This is a genomic window from Succinivibrio faecicola (genome assembly GCF_019448115.1).
In the GTDB taxonomy this organism is placed as follows: domain Bacteria; phylum Pseudomonadota; class Gammaproteobacteria; order Enterobacterales; family Succinivibrionaceae; genus Succinivibrio; species Succinivibrio faecicola.
Genome location: NZ_JAGFNY010000023.1, coordinates 1 through 21,571 on the forward strand (window position 1 = coordinate 1; position 21,571 = coordinate 21,571).

23 protein-coding genes are annotated in these 21,571 nt (G+C 35.5%); 7 read left to right on the forward strand and 16 right to left on the reverse strand.

Translation table 11 applies throughout. The features are described 5' to 3' along the window. Positions 1-584 precede the first annotated feature (584 nt). The 6 genes from J5V48_RS06815 (at position 585) to J5V48_RS06840 (ending at position 5,508) form a co-directional block, all read left to right on the forward strand. Entirely contained in the window at positions 585-977 is a 393-nt protein-coding gene (locus J5V48_RS06815; RefSeq protein ID WP_219937823.1) for a Fur family transcriptional regulator, read from the forward strand. Positions 978-1,012: 35 nt separating this feature from the next. After that, complete coding sequence (gene rbr, locus J5V48_RS06820) at positions 1,013-1,666, forward strand: rubrerythrin (protein WP_272491291.1); 654 nt, start codon at positions 1,013-1,015, stop codon at positions 1,664-1,666. 116 nt (positions 1,667-1,782) lie between these two features. Then, the gene (locus J5V48_RS06825) at positions 1,783-2,058 is read left to right on the forward strand and encodes an ArsR/SmtB family transcription factor (RefSeq protein ID WP_219937824.1); all 276 of its coding nucleotides are present in this window, start codon (positions 1,783-1,785) and stop codon (positions 2,056-2,058) included. Between the two features lies 1 nt (position 2,059). Beyond that, positions 2,060-3,064: a permease gene (locus tag J5V48_RS06830; RefSeq protein WP_219937825.1), complete on the forward strand. Its 1,005-nt coding sequence runs from the start codon at positions 2,060-2,062 to the stop codon at positions 3,062-3,064. A gap of 8 nt (positions 3,065-3,072) precedes the next feature. Continuing rightward, entirely contained in the window at positions 3,073-3,408 is a 336-nt protein-coding gene (locus J5V48_RS06835; RefSeq protein WP_219937826.1) for a thioredoxin family protein, read from the forward strand. A 150-nt stretch (positions 3,409-3,558) separates the two neighbouring features. After that, positions 3,559-5,508, forward strand: coding sequence for an LTA synthase family protein (locus tag J5V48_RS06840; protein WP_219937827.1), 1,950 nt, complete (start codon positions 3,559-3,561; stop codon positions 5,506-5,508). 90 nt (positions 5,509-5,598) lie between these two features. On the opposite strand, the gene J5V48_RS06845 is transcribed toward J5V48_RS06840, so the two are convergent. From J5V48_RS06845 to J5V48_RS06870, 6 genes are all read right to left on the reverse strand, one after another. Further along, complete coding sequence (locus tag J5V48_RS06845) at positions 5,599-6,087, reverse strand: hypothetical protein (RefSeq protein WP_219937828.1); 489 nt, start codon at positions 6,085-6,087, stop codon at positions 5,599-5,601. A gap of 3 nt (positions 6,088-6,090) precedes the next feature. After that, the gene (adk, locus tag J5V48_RS06850) at positions 6,091-6,738 is read right to left on the reverse strand and encodes an adenylate kinase (protein WP_219937829.1); all 648 of its coding nucleotides are present in this window, start codon (positions 6,736-6,738) and stop codon (positions 6,091-6,093) included. A 135-nt stretch (positions 6,739-6,873) separates the two neighbouring features. After that, complete coding sequence (locus tag J5V48_RS06855; RefSeq protein WP_219937830.1) at positions 6,874-8,031, reverse strand: porin; 1,158 nt, start codon at positions 8,029-8,031, stop codon at positions 6,874-6,876. A gap of 182 nt (positions 8,032-8,213) precedes the next feature. Then, on the reverse strand, positions 8,214-10,115 hold the full coding sequence (htpG, locus tag J5V48_RS06860) for a molecular chaperone HtpG (RefSeq protein WP_219937831.1): 1,902 nt from the start codon (positions 10,113-10,115) through the stop codon (positions 8,214-8,216). A 141-nt stretch (positions 10,116-10,256) separates the two neighbouring features. After that, positions 10,257-11,153, reverse strand: coding sequence for a carbohydrate kinase family protein (locus tag J5V48_RS06865; RefSeq protein ID WP_219937832.1), 897 nt, complete (start codon positions 11,151-11,153; stop codon positions 10,257-10,259). Positions 11,154-11,168: 15 nt separating this feature from the next. Continuing rightward, positions 11,169-11,804, reverse strand: coding sequence for a substrate-binding domain-containing protein (locus tag J5V48_RS06870; protein ID WP_219937833.1), 636 nt, complete (start codon positions 11,802-11,804; stop codon positions 11,169-11,171). A 191-nt stretch (positions 11,805-11,995) separates the two neighbouring features. Between J5V48_RS06870 and J5V48_RS06875 the strand changes: the two genes are divergently transcribed. Next, on the forward strand, positions 11,996-12,250 hold the full coding sequence (locus J5V48_RS06875) for a hypothetical protein (RefSeq protein WP_219937834.1): 255 nt from the start codon (positions 11,996-11,998) through the stop codon (positions 12,248-12,250). A 14-nt stretch (positions 12,251-12,264) separates the two neighbouring features. On the opposite strand, the gene pgsA is transcribed toward J5V48_RS06875, so the two are convergent. The 10 genes from pgsA to J5V48_RS06925 all read right to left on the reverse strand — a co-directional run bounded on the left by pgsA (position 12,265) and on the right by J5V48_RS06925 (position 21,571). Further along, positions 12,265-12,837: a CDP-diacylglycerol--glycerol-3-phosphate 3-phosphatidyltransferase gene (gene pgsA / locus J5V48_RS06880; protein WP_219937835.1), complete on the reverse strand. Its 573-nt coding sequence runs from the start codon at positions 12,835-12,837 to the stop codon at positions 12,265-12,267. A gap of 49 nt (positions 12,838-12,886) precedes the next feature. Beyond that, complete coding sequence (gene truA / locus J5V48_RS06885) at positions 12,887-13,672, reverse strand: tRNA pseudouridine(38-40) synthase TruA (RefSeq protein WP_219937836.1); 786 nt, start codon at positions 13,670-13,672, stop codon at positions 12,887-12,889. A gap of 37 nt (positions 13,673-13,709) precedes the next feature. Further along, positions 13,710-14,798, reverse strand: a complete 1,089-nt coding sequence (locus J5V48_RS06890) for a glycosyltransferase family 2 protein (protein WP_219937837.1) — start codon at positions 14,796-14,798, stop codon at positions 13,710-13,712. A gap of 10 nt (positions 14,799-14,808) precedes the next feature. Continuing rightward, a complete protein-coding gene (gene folE, locus J5V48_RS06895; RefSeq protein WP_219937838.1) occupies positions 14,809-15,471 on the reverse strand; it encodes a GTP cyclohydrolase I FolE in 663 nt (220 codons plus the stop codon). Further along, positions 15,452-16,243: a Nif3-like dinuclear metal center hexameric protein gene (locus J5V48_RS06900; protein ID WP_219937839.1), complete on the reverse strand. Its 792-nt coding sequence runs from the start codon at positions 16,241-16,243 to the stop codon at positions 15,452-15,454. Before J5V48_RS06900 ends, folE begins: the two co-directional genes overlap by 20 nt. 16 nt (positions 16,244-16,259) lie before the next feature. Beyond that, on the reverse strand, positions 16,260-16,985 hold the full coding sequence (locus tag J5V48_RS06905) for an SPOR domain-containing protein (protein ID WP_219937840.1): 726 nt from the start codon (positions 16,983-16,985) through the stop codon (positions 16,260-16,262). Positions 16,986-17,040: 55 nt separating this feature from the next. Further along, on the reverse strand, positions 17,041-18,381 hold the full coding sequence (locus J5V48_RS06910) for a bifunctional folylpolyglutamate synthase/dihydrofolate synthase (RefSeq protein ID WP_219937841.1): 1,341 nt from the start codon (positions 18,379-18,381) through the stop codon (positions 17,041-17,043). Positions 18,382-18,390: 9 nt separating this feature from the next. Next, entirely contained in the window at positions 18,391-19,356 is a 966-nt protein-coding gene (accD, locus tag J5V48_RS06915; RefSeq protein WP_219937842.1) for an acetyl-CoA carboxylase, carboxyltransferase subunit beta, read from the reverse strand. A 161-nt stretch (positions 19,357-19,517) separates the two neighbouring features. Then, positions 19,518-20,681 carry a hypothetical protein gene (locus J5V48_RS06920; protein ID WP_219937843.1) on the reverse strand — a complete coding sequence of 388 codons (1,164 nt, stop codon included), beginning with the start codon at positions 20,679-20,681 and terminating at the stop codon, positions 19,518-19,520. 17 nt (positions 20,682-20,698) lie between these two features. Continuing rightward, positions 20,699-21,571, reverse strand: coding sequence for a PHP domain-containing protein (locus J5V48_RS06925; protein WP_219937844.1), 873 nt, complete (start codon positions 21,569-21,571; stop codon positions 20,699-20,701).

Sequence of the window (21,571 nt, forward strand, 5' to 3'; positions counted from 1 at the left end):
TTAGTAAGAATGTGCTTTGATATTCCAAAAATCCTAGTAAATAAAGGATTATTGGCTGAATCAAAGATAGCTGAAGCTCAACAAGTAATAGATGAAACTATTGACCAATGGGCATCAGGTATTACTAAATTCCTGCAAAAAATGTTTATCAAAAAACAAATTTCCTGAAAAATCTGTCAAAAACGTATTTTTAAAGAGCATCAGCAGCGCTAGACTGCTTGTATAATGTATAAAACTTTTGTTCTCTAAATTCTCACTTTTTGAAGTGCAGAAGTAGAGTTATTAATTGATTTTTAAAAATAAATATTTAACAGCAATCGTTTTCGTGATATTGTTATAATGTTAATGACGAAAGCGTCATCAAAATTAACTTATAAATCAATAAATAATATCAATAAAAAATAATTATGTATTATTAAAACTATCACATAAGATTTTATGTCAGCACATTTAATGTACTCTTAAAGTATATAGAACGTTGCTGAGGTATGTTTAACTTTAATGATAATAATTACTAATAACTACAAAATTTTTAATTTTTGATATATAATTGTTATTAGCAATAATTCTTAATAAGAGGTTGTATGCTTCAGAGAAGAAATTCAAAACAGCGAAATGTGTTGCGTGAATACCTTCGTGGTAGAACAGACCATCCCACAGCTGAAACCTTATATAAAGAAATTCAGGTTCAGTACCCTAGAATGTCTTTAGGTACTGTATATAGAAACCTGATGTTGCTATCAGATAGCGGTGAGATCCAGGCTCTAGATGTCGGTGATGGAAAAACACATTTCGATCCAAATCCAGAACCTCATGCTCACTTTTACTGCACAAAGTGTAAACAGGTTTCTGACATATTTTTCAATGAGTATGGTGACATAATTAACATAATCAAGAAAAATACTAAAGGTTCTGTCACATCCTGCAGTATCAGCGTTGAAGGTATCTGCCCTATCTGCAAAAATGAAGACGAATAAATTAATTCAATATGCTTTTTATAGGGAGTTATATAATGGCATTTGTTTGTAAAGTTTGCGGATATGTTTATGAAGGACCAGAGGCACCTGAAGAGTGTCCTCTTTGTCACAAGAAAGGTGTTTTTATAGAACAGGGATGTACTGCTATGAAGAAAAACAAATATGAAGGAACAAAGACTGAAAAGAATCTGCAGACAGCATTTGCTGGCGAATCTCAGGCAAGAAACAAGTATACATACTTTGCATCAGTAGCCAAAAAAGCAGGCTATGAGCAGATCGCTGCAATCTTCTTAAAGACTGCTGACAACGAAAAAGAACACGCTAAGATGTGGTTCAAGGAATTAAACGGTATCGGTACAACTGAAGAAAACCTAAAAGCAGCTGCTGAGGGCGAAAACTATGAGTGGACCGATATGTACGACCAGATGGCAAAGGATGCTGATGCAGAAGGCTTTACTGAGCTTGCAGAAAAGTTCAGAGGCGTTGCAGCTATCGAAAAAACACATGAAACAAGATATCGTACTCTACTTTCAAATATCGAAAACAAGAAGGTATTTGAAAAAGCAGGTATCACTACATGGGAGTGCAGAAACTGCGGTCATCTTGTAATCGGTACTACTGCTCCTGATAAGTGCCCTGTATGTAACCATCCACAGAGCTACTTTGAGGTTCGTGCAGAAAACTACTAATTTAATTTAAGTTTTACAAGGGCTGCAGTGCAGCCCTTTATTGTCTCTCAATATATTGACATTCATCTATATATTCTTGTATTCTATATATTGATAATCATCAATATGAGAATGTTATGGATATAAAAACAGCCAGTGCTATTTGTAAAGCGCTTTCAGATCAGAACCGACTTAAGATTATTGAATTACTATCAGATGGAGAAAAGTGTGCCTGCAGACTCCTAGAGGAATTAAATATTACTCAGCCAACTCTGTCGCATCATATGAAACTTTTAACCGATCTTGAACTTGTAAACTACAGAAAATCTGGAAAGTGGCAGCATTATTCAATAAATACTGCGGTATTTGACAAGTTCAATGATTTTATTTGCAAACTGTATAAAGAGATCTGATATGACTGAATTTTTTAATTCATTTGAATCGGTATTTTTGAAGCTCGAATGGCTCAATGGCTTTATAGAATATCTGCTATGTTTATTAAATATTGATACAAAGTCAGCATTTGGAAGTGCACTAAATTTCTTTTTTTACGATGTTATTAAAATCTCAATTTTTCTTCTTGTGCTGATTTTTACGATTTCATATATACAAAGCTATTTTCCTCCTCATAAAACAAAAGATATCATTTCAAAATTCAAAGGTGTAAAAGCAAATATTCTTGCAGCACTTTTAGGAACAGTAACTCCATTTTGCTCATGCTCATCAATTCCTCTTTTTATAGGATTTACAGCAGCAGGAGTAAGGACAGGTGTTACCTTTTCTTTTTTGATATCATCACCAATGGTAGATTTAGGCAGTCTTGTGATCCTATCCTCAGTGTTCGGCTTTAAGATTGCTGCTATTTATGTAGTATCTGGTATCGTAATTGCTGTACTTGGCGGCATGTTCATACAAAGAATGAATATGGATAGATATATTGAGGATTTTATTAAAAATGCAGCTTTTAATAGTTCTGAATTTGCAAAACCAACTCAGATAGATAGGCTTGTATATTCAAAGAATCAGATGTTATCAACATACAAAAAAACAATTGTATATATTATGGCTGGTGTTGCTATAGGAGCATTTATTCATAACTGTATTCCAGAGAATTTTGTATCTGATATTCTTGGAGGCTCAAATCCATTCTCTGTAATTCTCTCTACAATTGTTGGCATTCCAATGTATGCAGATATTTTCGGAACCATACCCATTGCAGAAGCACTACTTGCAAAAGGAGCTTCTTTAGGTACGGTTTTAAGCTTTATGATGGCTGTAACAACATTGAGTTTACCTTCAATGCTTATGCTGAAAAAAGCTATAAAAATGCCTCTTCTAGCTATGTTTGTAGCAACCTGCACAATTGGAATAATTATTAGTGGTTATTTGTTCAACGCAATTGAACTATACCTTTTATAGGACTTTATATGAAATTCTTTAACTTTAGAAAAAAAGATGAAAAAGATAGCAAAAGCTGCTATTCATGTTGTTCTGATAATAAAACATCAAATGATGCAAGCTGTGACCTGCTAGTTTTAGGCGGTGGCTGCAAAAAATGCCATAACCTTGAAAATAGTCTTATTGAAGCTCTAAAAGAAATGGATCTTAATCTGTCTGTTGGCCATGTTACTGATTTTGGACAAATCGCTGCGTATGGCGTAATGCAAACACCTGCTCTTGTTTATAAGAGAAAAGTGCTCTTAAGTGGTACTGAAAGTGACAAAAACTCTCTTATAAATCTTTTGAAAAAAGAAATATTATAATCAAAAAGCGGCAATGCCGCTTTTTTTAATCAATTCAATATCTAAGAAATGTCAAAGCTAAATAACTTAACATAAATTTAACAATTTTTTTTAAACTTTTTTACAAGTCTGCACTCTAAAGATCAAATTACATTTTTTGAGAAAAATATTATGTTAAACAAAGGATTATTTCCAGTTGCAGTTTCTTTTATTATTGCAATTATAATTTTCAATCTATCAAGATTTGGTCTTTGCTTATGGCATTTTGATGAGACAAAAGCAAATCTTTTATCTGTATTCTTATATGGCATTAGATACGATCTTTCTATACTCTCTATTATATTTGCACCTCTTGTCCTTATAATTGTCGCAATAAGTAAAATTGAAAAACTAAGGATTGTATTCAATACAGCAGTAACTATTTACTGTGCTTTTATACTCGCTCTTATTACTTTTCTTGAAGTTGTTACCATACCTTTCATGAATGAGTATGGTGTTAGACCTAATCATATATTCCTTGAATATCTTATTTATCCAAAAGAAGTTTTCAATATGATGTTATCAGGTCACAAGTTTGATTCAATCATAGGTTTACTCTCTTTTGCTTTAGCATTTTTCCTATTTTTTAAACTCTTTAAAAAGTTAACCAATAGCTATAAGCCAAGCTCTTTAAAAAGTTTAGCAATTCAATTTCTTTTTGTTTTAATTGTACTTCCGCTTTTAGCACGTGGAAGCTTGACACACAAACCACTCAATCCGTCTAACGCGGCCTTTTGTGAATCGCAAACAGCAAACAGCATTCCTGTTAACTCAGCATTCAATCTTTTTTATGTTTCAAAACATTTAGGTGAGAATTCAGTAAATTCATCTGAAATATATGCTTTTGCAACTGTCAATGAAGTAATTGATTCTGTTGATAATCTATCAAAAGCTGACTTTATAACATCAGATTCAAACTGTCCTATTCTTCAGAAGATAACACCATCTGTTGAAGTAAAACGCAAAAAGAATGTTGTTGTAATTCTTCTTGAAAGTTTCGGAGCTCAATATGTTAAATCATTAGGTGGACTTGATCTTGCACCAAACATTGACAAGCTCTCAGAAGATGGCTGGTTCTTTACTAATATGTTTGCAACAGGTCACCGTTCAGTACGTGGAATTGAAGCAATAACTGCATCTAATCTGCCAAGTCCTCTACCAAGCATTGTAAAACTCAGCAACAAAGAAAAACTAGCAACCTTATTCTCTATATATGAAAAGGTCGGCTACAGGACTTCATTTATTTATGGCGGTGAGAGTCATTTTGACAATATGAGAACCTTTTTTTTCAATAATGGCGCTGATACCATTATTGAACAGAAGGATTACAAATCTCCATCATTTACAGCATCCTGGGGCGTAAGCGACGAAGATCTGTATAACAAGGCAAATGAGTATTTTTCTGAAGAATACAAAAACAATACTCCATTCTGCTCACTTATATTTACATCATCATTTCATGATCCATTTGATATTCCTAAAGGTAAGGTTGATATTTCAAATATTAAATCAAATGATGTAAAAAGACATATGGCAGTGAAGTATGCTGATTACGCTCTTGGAAAATTCTTTGAAAAGGCAAAGAAAGAGCCATATTATAAGGACACAATATTTGTTGTAATTGCAGATCATGACAGTCGAGCAAAAAACTACTCTCACTTTCCTCTGTCAAACTTCCATATACCTGCATTTATTATAGACAGCGATATAAAACCTAAAAAAGACAACAGACTTGTAAGTCAGATTGACATACTGCCAACAATTCTGTCATTAAGCGGTATTTCAGCAAAAGTGCCACTTGCAGGACAGGATCTTACAAAGGATGGTATTGTTCAAAGAGCTCCTATCATCTATTACTATACATATGCATATCTTGAAAAAGAGGATGGAAAGACCGTTATTACTACACTATCACCAGGAATTGCTCCTGAGAGTTTCATTGTAGATAAAGATCATAATTTTATAAAAAAGACAGAGAATATAAATCTGAAAAGAAAAGTGGATTTTTTAAACCTGCCAATTGCAATGTTTAATCATTCACTGAACAAGGCAAAGTGTATTAAAGATATTTCGATAAACTGATTTGACTTAATATCAAGAGTTCAATAACTCTTGTTCTAGATATAGTAAAGGTACCAATGAAGGTACCTTTACAAAGAATGTTTAAATCAGTTAATTATTTTTAGCTTCATCATCTAAAAATTTAATAAACTGTTCAAGTTTCTCTTCATTTGCACGATCTCTTCCTGAAATAGCAAGCAGAACGAGTTCAGCATCATCACCATATACAATGGCTTCAATACCATCATTCTCGCAGACAAAGCTATAACCGTCGGCAACTAAAGATGAAAGCACAGGAACAGAACAAGCCATTTGCTTTGCAGATGCTTTAGCATATGCCTCAGGACTTGATGGACTATCTTCAAGCTGCTTAATAGCTGTTACGCTTATAGCAAGTTTAGAGCCCTCATCCTTGTATACAAGTGAATTTGGTACACTTGGATTGAGTTTTACACTAAAACCAAATGGACATGGAATTGTTGACTCTTGCTGTGCTTTGGATTTCTCTACCACATATTCAGATGATATCAGTTCTGCATTAACTGCAAAAACAGACATGCTGCATACAAGGCCTAGAAATAATCGTGAAAACTTAAACATATATTATTTCTTTAAAGTTGAGATAATATCGTCAGAAATTACCTTAACGTCACGATTACCATCAAAAGCAACATACTTAGTCTTAGCAGTCTTTGATAACTCTTTGTAGAAAGCTACTAAAGGCTCAGTCTGCTCGTGGTAAACCTTCAGACGGTTACGTACTGTGCTCTCCTCATCATCAGGACGAATCACAAGATCTTCACCTGTTACGTCATCCTTACCTTCAACCTTAGGTGGGTTGTAAACGATGTGATAAGTTCTGCCTGAAGCTAAGTGAACACGACGGCCTGACATTCTCTTAACGATCTTCTCATCAGGTACTTCTAACTCTACAACAGCATCGATTTCAATACCATTATCAACCAATGCCTGAGCCTGTGGAATTGTACGAGGGAAACCATCAAAAAGGAAACCGTTCTTGCAGTCATCCTTTGCAATTCTTTCTTTAACAAGGCCTAAAATGATGTCATCAGATACAAGCTTACCAGCATCCATAACAGCCTTAGCCTTTAAACCAAGCTCAGTACCAGCCTTGATTGCAGCTCTTAACATATCGCCAGTTGAAATCTGTGGGATATTGAAAGCAACTGTTAGATTCTGTGCCTGTGTGCCTTTACCTGCACCTGGAGGTCCTAAAAGGATAATACGCATTTTTTTTCCTTGAATAAAAGTTGAAAACAATAAGAAAATTATAACACGTAAAGAGGCTCTAGGTCACAGTTATAAGGCTTAAAAACAAAAAATGCTCCTAAAAAATAATTCTAGGAGCATCTTTATCATGTCAGATTAGAATAGGTATCTAGCACCTAATGATACAGCAGTCTTGTCAGTGCTGTATGGAGTGTTGATATTAGCTTTTTTCATAAGAGCTCTATCATTATCACTTGTTGCATCAAATCTGGCCTCTGACCATACGATGAAGTTTGGGTTTGCCTGGTAGAATGCGTATACTGGGAAGGTCTTTAACTTTGCATCTACCTTTGTATCTACATCATTTAAACGAACTACTCTATCTTGCTTGTAATTCATCTGGTTGTAACCTGCACGCAAGCCAATACCTGATTCAAAGGTATAACCTACAACAGCTTCAAAGCCACGAGCCTTGAAATCTTCATCAGCCTTATCATTACCATCTTTTACGCGGAATGAGAAGGTGCGGTTATTTACAGTTAATGCTGCATATAAACCACTATCGATGCTACCTAATGTTACAGATGCTGCAGCAGTATTCACCTTATCAAGATCGGTTGTGTAATGAGCAAAACCTAAAGCATCATATTTCTTATCATCCTGAGCGCCGATAAACTCATAACCAGCCTTTACTGATAATGGTAAAGCAAGATCAAATGTATAACCTAAAGCAATTGAGGCACCATTCTCAACAGCAGCTTTTTTATGATCAGAATAACCATTTTCAAGCTTGTACTCATCATTTGATGTTAGTAATCCAACCTTTGCATCAAAACCTTTATTTGAATATGCATACTCAATACGACCTGAGTTACGCTCATCATTTGCACTCTGAGCATTTGCTGAGTAATCATCAAAAACATCGGTTACTGAGGTTACATAATTCATAGCACCTTTAAAGCGACCTAACTTTAATGAGCCAAACTTACCATATGACACCTGAAGATACTGATCACGAGCCTTGATATTGTCACCAGTTCTCTTTGAACCATCAGCCATATCCCACTGAGTATATGCCTTAAATTTAAAGTCTTTTAACTTGGTTTCACCACCAATACCAAATCTTGCTGAATTTACAAGAGTATTGTCTGATTCACCTGCTTTTTGCTTTGTCTCAGTTGAATGATATAAAACGCTCTGAATTCTACCGTCTAATTTTAATGAAGTGCCATCCTTATCGTATACAGTTGCGCTGTATGCCTGAGTTGATGAAACTAATGAAGCAACAAATAGTGCTAATAATGATTTTTTCATAATATTCTCTTTAAATTGTTAACCGTGCTTTATTGCACACAGAAAATTCTAAAAAGAGAATGTAAAAAATAGGATTGTAATGACGTGTATTGTGTTAAGGATAGGTAATGAATTGTTAATAAAAATAAAGGCCACATTATATTGAGAATGCAGCCTTCATAATAAGCAATTAATTCAATAAATTAACCTAATAACAGTTCATTCATTGATTTTACAAATGAGCTTGGATCTTTTAAGGCACCCTGATCTGACAGAAGAGCCTGATCGAGGATTAGCTGAGCCCATTTTGCAAAACGCGCATCATCAGTTTCAGCATTTGCTTTTTGAACTAACTTATGTGATGGATTGATTTCAAGAGTATATTTCTCCTCAGGCATACTCTGACCTGAAGCCTCAAGAATTCTTCTCATCTGTAAGGTCATCATGCGGTTTGCATCAGAAATTACACATGAAGGTGAATCAATAAGTCTTGTTGAAACAACAACATCCTTAACCTTGTCGCCAAGAGATGTCTTGAAACGCTCAATCAGATCCTTGTGCTCTGTTGCAGCACTTTCCTGCTGCTTTTTCTCTTCCTCATCAGCAAGAGATCCTAACTTTAGATCCTGTGAGTTTGCAGGAACAAATTCCTTACCTGAGTACTCTGTGATGTTGCCCATCAGCCACTCATCGATTCTCTCCCACATTAAAAGAACCTCAATACCCTTATTCTTTAAGGTCTCAAGATATGGTGAGTTCTTTGCAGCCTCATAGCTTTCTGCAGTCAGATAATAAATCTTATCCTGACCTTCCTTCATTCTGCTAATGTAATCGTCAAAAGAAACCTTTGCAGTTGCATCATCAGAATTTGTTGAAGCGAATCTAAGTAGCTTTAATACTGCATCCTTGTTGTCATAATCCTCTACAGGACCTTCCTTTAGAACATTACCAAACTGAGCATAGAACTCATTGTACTTGTCATTATCCTTAGATAACTTATCAAGCATTGATAAGACACGCTTAGTTAAAGCCTTCTTTAATTTTCTTGTAACAGCAGTTTCCTGTAAAAGCTCACGTGATACGTTAAGTGGAAGAGCATTAGTATCTACAAGACCTTTTACAAAGCGCATGTAGTTTGGTAAGAATGCCTCTGCCTTGTCCATGATGAACACTCTTTGAACATAAAGCTTAAGGCCATGTTCATTGGTTCTGTTGTACAGATCCCATGGAGCTTTCTTTGGAATATAAAGTAAAGAGGTATACTCAAGATCGCCTTCAACCTTATTGTGAGCATAGGTCATAGGATCCTGATAATCATGGCTTATATGCTTGTAGAACTCGTTGTACTCTTCTTCTTTAATGTCTTTAGCTGTACGTGTCCATAAAGCCTTTGCATTGTTTACCTGAGTGTACTCAAATTTCTTTTCAGTATCCTTGCTCTCCTCACCTTCAGCTTTTGGCTCATACTTTTCTTCATAAAGCTCAACAGGTGTTGAAATATGATCTGAATACTTGGTAATGCAGTCACGTAGTTTCCAGGTATCCAAAAATTCAGTTTCAGAATCCTTTAAATGCAGGATGATCTGAGTACCACGGAATGGAACAGAAATATTCTCTGATGTGAAGGTACCATTACCATCTGACTCCCAGCGAACGCCTTCATTTTCTGCAGCATTTACTGAACGTGATACAACTGTTACCTTGTCTGCTACGATAAATGAAGAATAGAAACCAACACCGAACTGACCGATAAGCTGAGAATCACGCTTAGCATCGCCAGTAAGATTCTTCATGAAAGCTTCAGTACCTGACTCTGCAATGGTACCTAAATGGCTGTTAGCCTCATCAAGAGTCATACCGATACCATTATCAGAAATTGTAAGAGTCTTTGAATCCTTATCTGCTCTAATCTGGATCTTGAAATTTGGATCATCCTTTATAAGATCCTGATTTGTAAGTGACATGAAATGCAGTTTATCGATTGCATCAGATGCATTTGAAATAAGCTCTCTTAAGAAAACTTCCTTGTTTGAGTAAAGAGAGTTTGCAAGTAAGTCTAGTAGCTTGGTTACCTGTGTCTGAAAACCATGTACAGTTGCTGCCATTTTAAAGTCTCCTTTGTTTTTGGCAATTTAAAATATTTCTGTCTGAATACATGGGGTCATAAAAACATATTTCAAGTTTTTTTTGAAAAAATCAAAAAAATAGCTCCAAATATGGAGCTATAAATACCATGAGTTAGAATATCAATCAAACATCGAATAAGGAATTTCAGGCATTGCACCTTTTTCAGTACATACAAATGCAGCAACTTTTACTGCAAGGACATGTGCTGTTTTAAGATCTTTTCCCTTCATAAGCTGACTTACAAGTGTAGCTGTAAAAGAGTCACCTGCACCAACTGTATCTACAGCTTCTACCTTTAATGTATTCTGAACAGATTTTTGATCATTTAAATATACTGTGCTTTGTTTTGCACCTTCAGTATAGATAAAACAGAAAATATCCTTTGATTTTAGATATTCAAAATAATTATCAGGATTTACCTCTTTTATACCCGCAATATCACAAAGATATGGTAATTCATCATCATTGCACTTAACAATTTCACTTCTGTGTAATGATTCCTCAATAATTTCCTTTGTATAAAAATCACCTCTGAGATTTACATCAAAAACTCTTAAGCACTCCTTTGATGTCATATCTAAAAGACGCATTATTGCCTTATGTGACTTTAGATTTCTCTGTGCAAGTGTTCCAAAGCAAATCATATCAAGTGTACTTACCATTGCACACATTTCATCATTCACATTGATATTGTCATAAGCTGTATCAGATGCAAATGTATAGCTTGGGATCCCTTTATCAGATAAAGTAACATTCACTGTTCCTGTAGGTCTGTCAGATACACTTAACAGGGCAGGTAAGAACTTCTTTGCAAGAAGATCACGAGATAGAAAGCCCAGTGCATCATTTCCAACAGAGCTTATTACTGCTGCATCAATGCCATTTTGTCTGCAGTGAAAGGCAAAATTAGCGGTTGCCCCACCAATCTTCGGACCTGTTGGATATACATCAAACAGAACCTCTCCAAGACCGGCACATTTAATTCTTTTGCTTTTATAAACTGAAAAATCCAACATTTTTATCTCCATATGTTATATGGCTGCTGTTGATGCTCTTGTTAAGAGCATTGACTGCAGACAAACCTGCTCTACCTTTGTATTTTCTCCTGTTATCCTTTTTATTAGATTATTTGCAGCAATTGAGCCTATCTGCTCGACAGGCTGAACAATTGCAGTTACAGGAGGATTGAAAAATCTGCACCATCTGCTATCACCGTAAGAAATTACACTGACATCATCTGGTATTTTTATTCCTTTAAGATTGAGTGCATATACAATGCCTGCTGTTATTGCATTGTTTGCACCTACAATAGCTGTAGGGCGTCTTGATCTGTCTCTCATCATCAGAAAATTTGTTTTCTCAAATGCTCCGATAAACAGATCTTCATATGCCTTTGAAGATAATGAAACAATTTCAACCTTGCTCTTACCACTTTGCATTGCACCTTTACATCTTTGAGAAAAGGTAAAGACACTCTGATCACCACTTATAAAGGCTATTTTTTTATGATTTAATGATGTCAGATAATCAACAGCAAGTGATGCTCCATATACATTGTCCTCTGTTACGCAATCAGAATTATCCACATCAAAGCATCTGTCAATCTGAATGACTGGTATATCAAGATTAGTCTGCAAGAATGACTGAGTGAATTTCTCTGTTGGCATAACTATAAGGCCACAAAGACCGATATCCAGCCACTGTCTTAAAAGTTAGATCTTCATAAAAACATGTTGAAAAGAGAGCAAATATCAAAGCTCAAAAATTAGGATCAACACGTAATAAATGAATTGCTTTTAGGCTGAATATAAAGTAAAAAGGTTACTCAAGTTTTTACAAGTTTCAAGGCGTAATAAACATGAGTAACCGTATAAGAATATTATCATCAGATCATGATAATTCAAAGTATTTTATTGATGAAAAATTAAAGCACGCATTAGAAGTAAATCAGTCGATAACCTGCTTTAATGGTAGCTTTGATTTGTTTTTTGGCTATAAAGTAGATTCCGTTGACGTTGATCTTATTAACCACAATGTGACGGTGGTATTGCATGAAGATGATTTTTTTGATCAAATGGTTAAGCTCCTTACTATAATGCAGGAGCTTTATTGAAATCTATGAGTGCACTACTCTTTCATATAAAGCCAGCCGGCTTTTAAGTACATTATCATTGACCAGATAGTAAGAATTGTGGCAACGCCAAGTGCAATTACTGCAGAGTAAATCATTAACTCATTGTGGCGCCAAATAAGTCCTGCAATTGCTACAAGCTGAATAGTTGTTTTCCATTTTCCAACCCAGCTTACTGCTACATTTGCTCTCTTGCCAAGTTCAGCCATCCACTCTCTTAAAGCAGATACAGTAATTTCTCTTGCAATGATGATCATCGCAGGAATTGTAATGAACTTGCCTAAGTGAGGATATAAGATATCCCTGTATAAAGAGTAATGCTCAACAATCAGCACCAGAGCTGTACAGACGATGATCTTATCTGCAACAGGATCTAAAAAAGCACCGAATTTGGTTGTAAGCTTAAGTTTTCTTGCAAGATAACCATCAAGCAGATCGGTAAAGGCTGCGACAATGAAAACAAGTGCTGCATAGAAATTTGATCTGTCTGATGGAAGATAGAAAAGAATTATAAAAACAGGAATCAGTACTAGTCTTATAAGTGTTAAAATATTAGGTAAATTCAGCATACGTAACCTTTGATATTTCAGGTGCAATTTTTTTATTTATATTGTATCACTATAACATCCAAATAGGGCCGATGCAGTCCCTTTTTGGCAAATTAAAATCATTCGGGTATGTAACATCCACAAGATAAAGACCATATGGTTTTGCAGTGGGACCTGCCTGATTTCTGTCTTTTGCATCGAACATATCCTTGAACCACTGAACAGAATTCTGTCCGTTTCCAACAGTTAGCAACGAGCCTACGATATTTCTGACCATATGCATTAAGAATGCATTTGCTGCAATATCAAAAACTATATACTGGCCGAATCTTGAAATTTTTACAAAATGAACACATCGCATTGATGTTCGTGATTCATCATCTGCAGCTCTAAATGATGAAAAATCATGCTCTCCTATGATATAGTCTGCAGCCTCCTGCATTTTTTCTATATCAAAATTTCCCTGATAGACTGATACGCCTTTATTTAAAATGCCAGGGCGGTAAACTGTATTAGAAATGATGTATCTGTAACGTCTTGCCTTTGCAGAGAATCTGGCATGAAAAGAGTCATCAACAATTTTTGCAAAAGTGACTGCAATATCATCAGGCAGGTTAACATTTGTACCCATAATCCAGCTTCTTTCTGAACGAACTGCATTAGTATCAAAATGAACAACCTGACCTGTTGCATTCACACCAGCATCAGTTCTGCCTGCGCACTGAATCTCAATCTTTTCATTAGCGACAATGCTTAGAGCTCTTTCAAGCTCGCCCTGTACAGTTTTGAGTGTTGTCTGTCTCTGAAAGCCTGCATAATTAGAACCTTCATATTCAATACCTAAAGCAACACGCACGCTGTACTCTCCTTTGAGCTAATTATTAAACTAAGAATTAAGATCTTTGTGAATTCTGCGCAGTCTTGACAGATCTTCTACCTCTTTGAGAAGGAGTCTTTTCTGCTTTTTCATCCTGTGAAAGTGTGTTATATGTAACACCTACAACAGTTTTTGACATTCCACCGGGAACTTCCTGTTTTAGTGGACCTTCAACATCAGAAACAATATAAACAGGTCTTCCTTTCATCTCAACAGTCAGACGACCAATATACTCACCTAAAACACCAATTGAAATGAGCTGAACTGCACCTAAAAACAGGATAACACAGATTAAGGTTGTATAACCTGGAGTACTGTTTCCAACAAAAATGGTTTTCAAGAAATTCCAAACCATGTAGATTAAACTAAACAGACCAACTACACCACCAATATATGACCACACTCTTAGTGGAAGAGATGAGAAAGCAAAAATACCATCAAGAGCAAAGTTCCAAAGTTTCCAGTAATTCCACTTTGTGCTACCAGCTGATCTTTCTGGTCTTGAATAGCCAACACCCTTTGATGTAAAGCCAGGCCATGCATACAAGGCCTTCATAAAGCGGTTTCTTTCCTTTAACTGCTTTAAAACTTCTATTACTTTTCTGTCAATTAGTCTGAAATCACCTACATTTGCAGGGATCTGAACACGTGATGAAAGTTTATTGAATACGTAATAGAATCCACCTGAAGAAACACGCTTTGCATTTGTATCCTGTGATCTGTCAGTTCTTATACCATATACGTTATCAATACCTTCTTCTTTCCATATTCTGATAAATTCAAGTACAAGCTCTGGAGGATCCTGCAAGTCTACATCAATAGGTACTATAGCATCAGCATTAACAAGATCTATTGCAGCAGACATGGCTGCTTCCTTGCCAAAGTTTCTTGAAAACTTTATGAGGCTGACTTTACTGTCTGTTTTCTGAATGTTATTAATTATTTCAACAGTCTTATCTTTAGAGCCATCATCAACAAAAACAATCTCAATATGTTCAAGTTCACTTGCAAGTTTCTCATTAACTGTCGAAACGAATGTTTCAACTGTCTCTTCTTCATTATAAACAGGAACAACCAAGGCTACCTTATAATCTGCTCTTACCATTTTAACTGTCCTAATCTGTTAAAAATTCATGTCTTGAAGATGGATTTGTCTTAAAGAATCCACCTAATGCAGTTGTTGTTGTATTTGAAATCTGATCTTTAACACCACGTGATTTTACACAGTAATGTGTAGCAGTAATTGTAACTGCGACATTTTTTGTATTTAAAAGAGTCTGTAGTGCCACTTTAATCTGCTGTGTAAGTCTTTCCTGAACCTGCGGGCGTCTTGCAAAGAACTGAACAATTCTGTTTACCTTTGAAAGACCTATAATCTTGTCTGAGGGCATATAAGCAACTTTTGCAACACCATCCATTACAACAAAATGATGTTCGCATGTTGAGGTTACAGTAATATTTGAAACCTTTACCATTTCATCAAAATGCATCTTGTTCTCAAAGACAGATACTTTAGGAAAATTTCTGTAATCAAGGCCAGAAAAGATCTCATCAATAAACATCTTTGCAACACGTTTTGGAGTCTGTGACAGAGAATCATCATTCAGATCAAGTCCCATGGTGGACATAATCTGAGAGAACTTATCTTCAATAATGCTCTTTTTTTCCTCTGATGATAAAGAATTCTCCACATATGGAGATTCAAGGCCGCAGGCAATAAGAGCATTGCGAACCATTAGTGCCTCATTTGACAGTTCATCAGTTTGCTGAGCAGTCATAGGTTTTAACTTCCTTTTCAATACTGAAATGCAGATGGTGATGTTCTAAAGAGAATTTTCTTGCAAGATGATCACCCAAACGCTTAATACCGCCCTGCTCTGATGCATGGTGACCAAGAACAAAAACTGGGGTACCGCTTTCCTTTGCTAAATGATATGTCTGCTCCTTAATATCACCTGTTACAAGTGCATCAAATGGATGTGACATGCAATCATCAACAAAAGATGATCCAGAACCTGAACAGATTGCAATCTTTGATAATAAGATCTTCTCATCACAGTCGCCTACGACACTTACAGGAGTGTTTAAAGACTCTGAATAAATTTTAGCAATCTGAGCTACAGTAAGAGGCTCATCAAGAATGCCAACCAAAGCACCGGAGTTTGGATTACCAGGCTCAATATAATCAATCTCTGATAATTTAATAAGATCGGATAAATATCTGTTGTTACCAACTACAAGGTGAGTATCCAGTGGAAGATGGTAAGCTAAAAGATTTATATTTGACTCTAAAATTGCATTAAGTCTGTCTTTAAATGCACCGACAACTGGTGTTATCTGACCTTTCCAGAACAGACCATGATGAACAATTAAAGTATCTGCACCAGATTCAATAGCAGCATCAATTGCCTCAAGAGAAGCAGTGGCTGCAGTTGCTATGCTCTGACACTCCTTAAAGCCTTCAACCTGTAATCCATTTAAAGAACAATCAGGAATTTTTTTTACATCAAGATAGTCATCAATATATGAAACAAGTTCAGATAACAGCATACAGCCTCCTGGCTAATTAAAGAGCAACAATACGGCACTGCTCTTTGGTATTCTTTTTAACCTTGTTGCAGATTGCAAGAGCACCTTCTCTGGTTTTTGAAGTACCTGCAAATACTCTAATCATGGCTTTGCCATTGATATTAATATTCTGGCTTATAGTTTTAAACCCCTTTGAGTTTAAAACAGAAACTAGAGCATCAACATTTGCCTTTTTAGAGAATACACCAACCTGAGCTGCATACATGCCTGAAGCTAAAGCTGAATTTACTTTTGGCTGTGTGATCTTTGCAGATGATGCATTTTGATTTGCATTCTTTCTTGATGATTTTAAAACTTCTCTTGTAGTTGTACTTTCACGATTTGTATCTGGGAAAGTAGTTGTAGCAGAAACTGGCTCTTTAGGCTCAAGCAGTGCACTCTGAACAGTATTTGACTGCTGCTCATTCTGCTTTAAAGCATCAAATGGAGATACTTGTGTCGTTTTTGGTGTATCATCAACTGGTGCTAATAAATCTGAATAGTCATGCTCACTTTGTGCCTGTGCAATATCTGATGAAGCACTAACAAGCTGACCTGACTCATCAGTCATTGCTCCATTTTTAGTAATTGCTATCGCATTTGAGCTATTATTCTTAGCAGAAGAATCATTACTGTCTGATAAAAATGGAATAAGAATAAGCACAAGTGAAGCTACACACAAAGATCCAACAATTCTATTTCTTAAACTTGTATCAAATTTCATATATATCGCTAAAAGAGCGCCTCCTGTTCTTATTCTAACAGCACAACCTTAGCTGTTAACTATTATTCTGTCTATTTCTGGCTTTTTTTATAAAACTGTCATCTATAAGGCAGTCTACAGCCTCTGAAACAGTTACAAATGAGCCAAGAACAATAATCTCATCATCATCGTCTGCATCCTTAACACATTCAGTTAAGGCTTCATTTACGGTTTCATATGATTTTATCAGAGAATCAGATATTTGACACTCTTTTAAGGCTTTTACAATACGGGAGCAAGACTCTCCTCTTTGTGTATGCAAAGATGCCACATAAAATCCATCAAAGCAGTCTTTTATAATTGAAATTACTGATTCTATATCCTTATCCTTAAGCATTCCAATAAGAGCATATCTTTTTGTTTTGATAACTCTTTTTGCTAATGTTCTAGATAGATGCAATGCTGCAGGCGGATTATGAGCAACATCAAGATAAATTGCAGGATGATACTTAACAAGCTGCATACGACCTGGCAGTGATGTTACCTTTAGAGCTCTGTTAATTGCATCAACAGATATGTTAAGGCCGCGTTCTTTTAAAACCATTAAAGCCTTAACTGCTGAAGGTGCACAGATAAGAGGTATTTTTGGTGTTGCAAGAGAATAAGACTCAAAGGTGCCTATTGGTGATTTTTGAACAAAGGTAAAGCCATCTGTAAAGCGACCTTCAAAGTGTTCACCTTCAAAGAACAACTCAGAATTATTCTCTTTTGCTATGTTATATACAACCTTTTTAGCATCTACTGGTAGTAAGCCTGTAATAACTGAAGATTTATTCTTAATGATTCCTGACTTTTCTTTTGCGATCTTCTCAATTGTATCTCCAAGAATAGCTGTATGATCAAGACCTATAGATGTAATAACACAAACATCAGCATCAAGTATATTTACAGCATCTAGTCTTCCGCCTAAACCTACCTCAAGAACAATTGCACTGCAGCCTTGATTGTAAAAATGATAAATTGCAGCAAGTGTTGTATATTCAAAGTATGTTAAATCAACACCTTTTGAATGATCATAAACATAACTTAAAGCAATACAGAGATCATCATCGCTAATAAGTCTGCCATCTATAGCAATTCTCTCATTAAATCTTTTAAGATGAGGAGATGTATAAAGACCAGTTTTAATTCCTGAGCATGAGAGTGAATTAGCAATTAAAGCAGCAGTGGAGCCTTTGCCGTTTGTACCTGCAACCTCTACAATCTTGATATCTTTTAAATTTTGAAGATTAAGATTTTCAAGGACTTTTTTTGCTCTATCAAGTCCCAGTTTAATACGGTTTGGATCGATTTTTTCAAGAAAACTAAGCCAGGCATCGATTGAACCTGGCTTTAATTCAGACTTACTTATAACCATTGATAATCACTAGATTGAAACATCAGGATTTACAAGCTCAGCCTCTACTGGAATTGAACCGTCAGATAATGATTTGTTTGCATAACGTGACTGTACTTCAACCATAGGAACTGATGGATCCTGACAGCCAAGAAGCAGTGAAACAAGGCTTGCAAGCTCATCTCTCATCTTGGCACGGGTAACAATCATATCAACTGCCCCCTTTTCAACTAAGAACTCAGCTCTCTGGAAACCTTCTGGTAATTTTTCGCGAACAGTCTGTTCAATAACACGAGGACCGGCAAAACCAATAAGTGCATTTGGCTCTGCAACGTTGATGTCACCAAGCATTGCAAGTGAAGCTGAAACACCACCCATTGTAGGATCAGTCATAACAGAGATAAATGGAAGATGTGCCTTTGACAGTCTTGCAAGAGCTGCGGATGTCTTAGCCATCTGCATAAGAGAGAACAATGACTCCTGCATACGGGCACCACCTGAGGTTGAGAAGCAGATAAGTGCACGATGAGTTCTCAAACACTCCTCAACAGCGGCACAGAATCTTGCACCAACAACAGAACCCATAGAGCCTGCCATAAAATCAAACTCAAAAGCACAAGCTACAACAGGTAAGCCCTTTAAGGTGCCTTTGATTACAACTAAACCATCTTTTTCACCAGACTTTTTCTGAGCTGCAAGGAAACGATCACGATATTTTTTTAGATCCTTAAACTTTAAGATATCCTTTGGCTCTAAATCTCCAGCAATCTCTTCTCTACCATCTTTATCAAGGAAAGAATCTAGGCGTACACGAGCTTTGATATGCATATGATGACCACACTTTGGACATACATTTAAATTACGCTCAAGCTCTGCTCTATATAAAACCTGATCACAAGCAGAACATTTTGTCCAAACACCTTCAGGAATTTCATGCTTTGCACCTGATGAAATTGAAGATGCAGTCTTGTGTAATAGATTCTCAAACCAACTCATAGAAGTCCCTATTATTTAGTATAAAAAGCTGTGCGCATTTTATCACAGCTTTGTATATTATGAAAAAATTAATTTTTTTAATTTAATGTGTTTTTTGATACGAGTTTTTAATATTTATTGTTTAACAGATTTTAATCTTCAACTAATGAAACAGCTTGCTCCTATAATCTCATTCCGTTTATATACAGCCTTTCATTCTTATATTCTAAATTACATACATATTCGCCATTCTTCTTTTTAAATAGAAATTCAGCGCCTTTTGCATCATTAGTCTTTACACTTAAAAATGCTTCTTGCAAGAATACATCATTGTTTGAATCAAATTTTAAATAACCGTTTGAACTAAATTTGATTGCATTTTTTCTGAAAACACCAACATATGTTTTAAGAGAATTATCTAAAACAGCATCAAATTTTGAAATATCAATACGGTTTAATGAATCAAAACACCTGTCTAAATCACCTTCTTTTAGTGCTGAATTTATCTCATCATAAGAAAGGCCTTTTGCTATCATAACAGCTTTAACATCACTGACTGAATTTACTATTTCTTTAGATTTTAGATCTATTTTTACGTCAAATGATTCATCTGTATTGTTAATGCCGGTAGCTATTAAATTAAGATCGGTAAATTTCAAATTTGATAAGCTAAGATTATCAGCACTAAGATTGAATGAATCAAAACGCTCTAGCCTGTCAAAACCGCAAAAACCAAGGTTTAACTCAAGCTTTTTTGCACTAAAATCTGCAAAAAACAGATCTGATGAATTTACATATGCACTTATGTTTTTACTCAAAGATGCATTAACCAAAGCTTCAAATGTTAATTTCTTTTTATTTGATTTATAAGGTGCATTAAATAAAACATCTACTTGAGCACCTTTAAGGATACCTACACTGCCTTTAATAGAGCTTTTTGATGAGGTTAGCTTTATGCTTCTATCAATACTCTGACCTAAGAAATCTTCTAATACATCGTCAAATAATTTGAAAACAGTTGAATTTACAGCACTTGTATCAGCAAAAAATTCTGCATTTACAAATCCTATTAAAAAATTAACAGGGGTCTTTTTTACTGATTTATCAATCTTTAGGGAAATATATCCATTTTCAGTGAATAAGGATGATTTTTCACTTGTATAGGAGAGCTCAAATATATCATCAACATTCTTTACATTTGTTTGAACATTCAAACCTTTTTTTACATATTGGTCAATATTCTTAAGACCATATCTTATAGCATATCCTGTTGCATAAACACCTGCAAAGTACAGTGCCACAATAGAAAGCGTAAGGATGCTGATCCACTTTAAAGTTCGCTTCATAAGGCTCTCCTTATAAATTAAGAGTTTTCTTTTGGAAAATTATATGGCTTTGCTAAAGGATGTTCCCATACTTTCTTAACAAAATCAGGAATTATTAGATTGTAACCAAGCTCTCTGTAGGCACCTTCAACATGAAAATCACTGCCAAGAGATGCAAGCAGAGAATATTTTTCACAAAGTTTTGCAATAAAATCTCTGTCCGATGGGCTCATCTGACTTGAACCAACTTCCATTGCAATACCACCACATAACTTAAAATACTCAATTAGCTCTCTTAATTTTGTATTTGTCATCTGATAGCGTCTTGGATGAGCTAAAACAGGAACACCATTTGAGTCAAGAATAGCCTTTACAGCTACACTTACATCAGGCCATGATGTCTTTACATAACAGCTTTTTCCATTTTTAAGATAAACAGAAAATGCCTCATCAGCACTCTGCGCTCTTCCCATTTCAACAATATATCGAGCATAGTTGCCACGAGTTATAGATGCACCAGGAGCTGCTCTTTTCTTACACTCTTCATAAGCATTTTTAAATCCCTGCCTTTCAAGTTTTTCACCAATGGCAACTGCTCTTTCAATTCTTTTTATCTTCTGATTTTTAAGATACTCTTTTAATGCTGGAGCCTGAGTATCAAGAAATAAACCTACAATGTGGATCTGCTCATTATTGAATAATGCTGACAGCTCAGCACCTTCAATCAGTGTAAGCAATCCTTTTGCAGCTTCCTTAGCCTCATTTATTCCATCCACGCAATCATGATCTGTCAGTGCAAGATGAGTAATTCCCTTTTTGTATGCTCTTTGAACAAGCTGTGTTGGTGAAAGTGCACCATCTGAGGCATTTGAGTGTGTATGTAAATCAAACTTTGAAAAAAATGCTGCCAT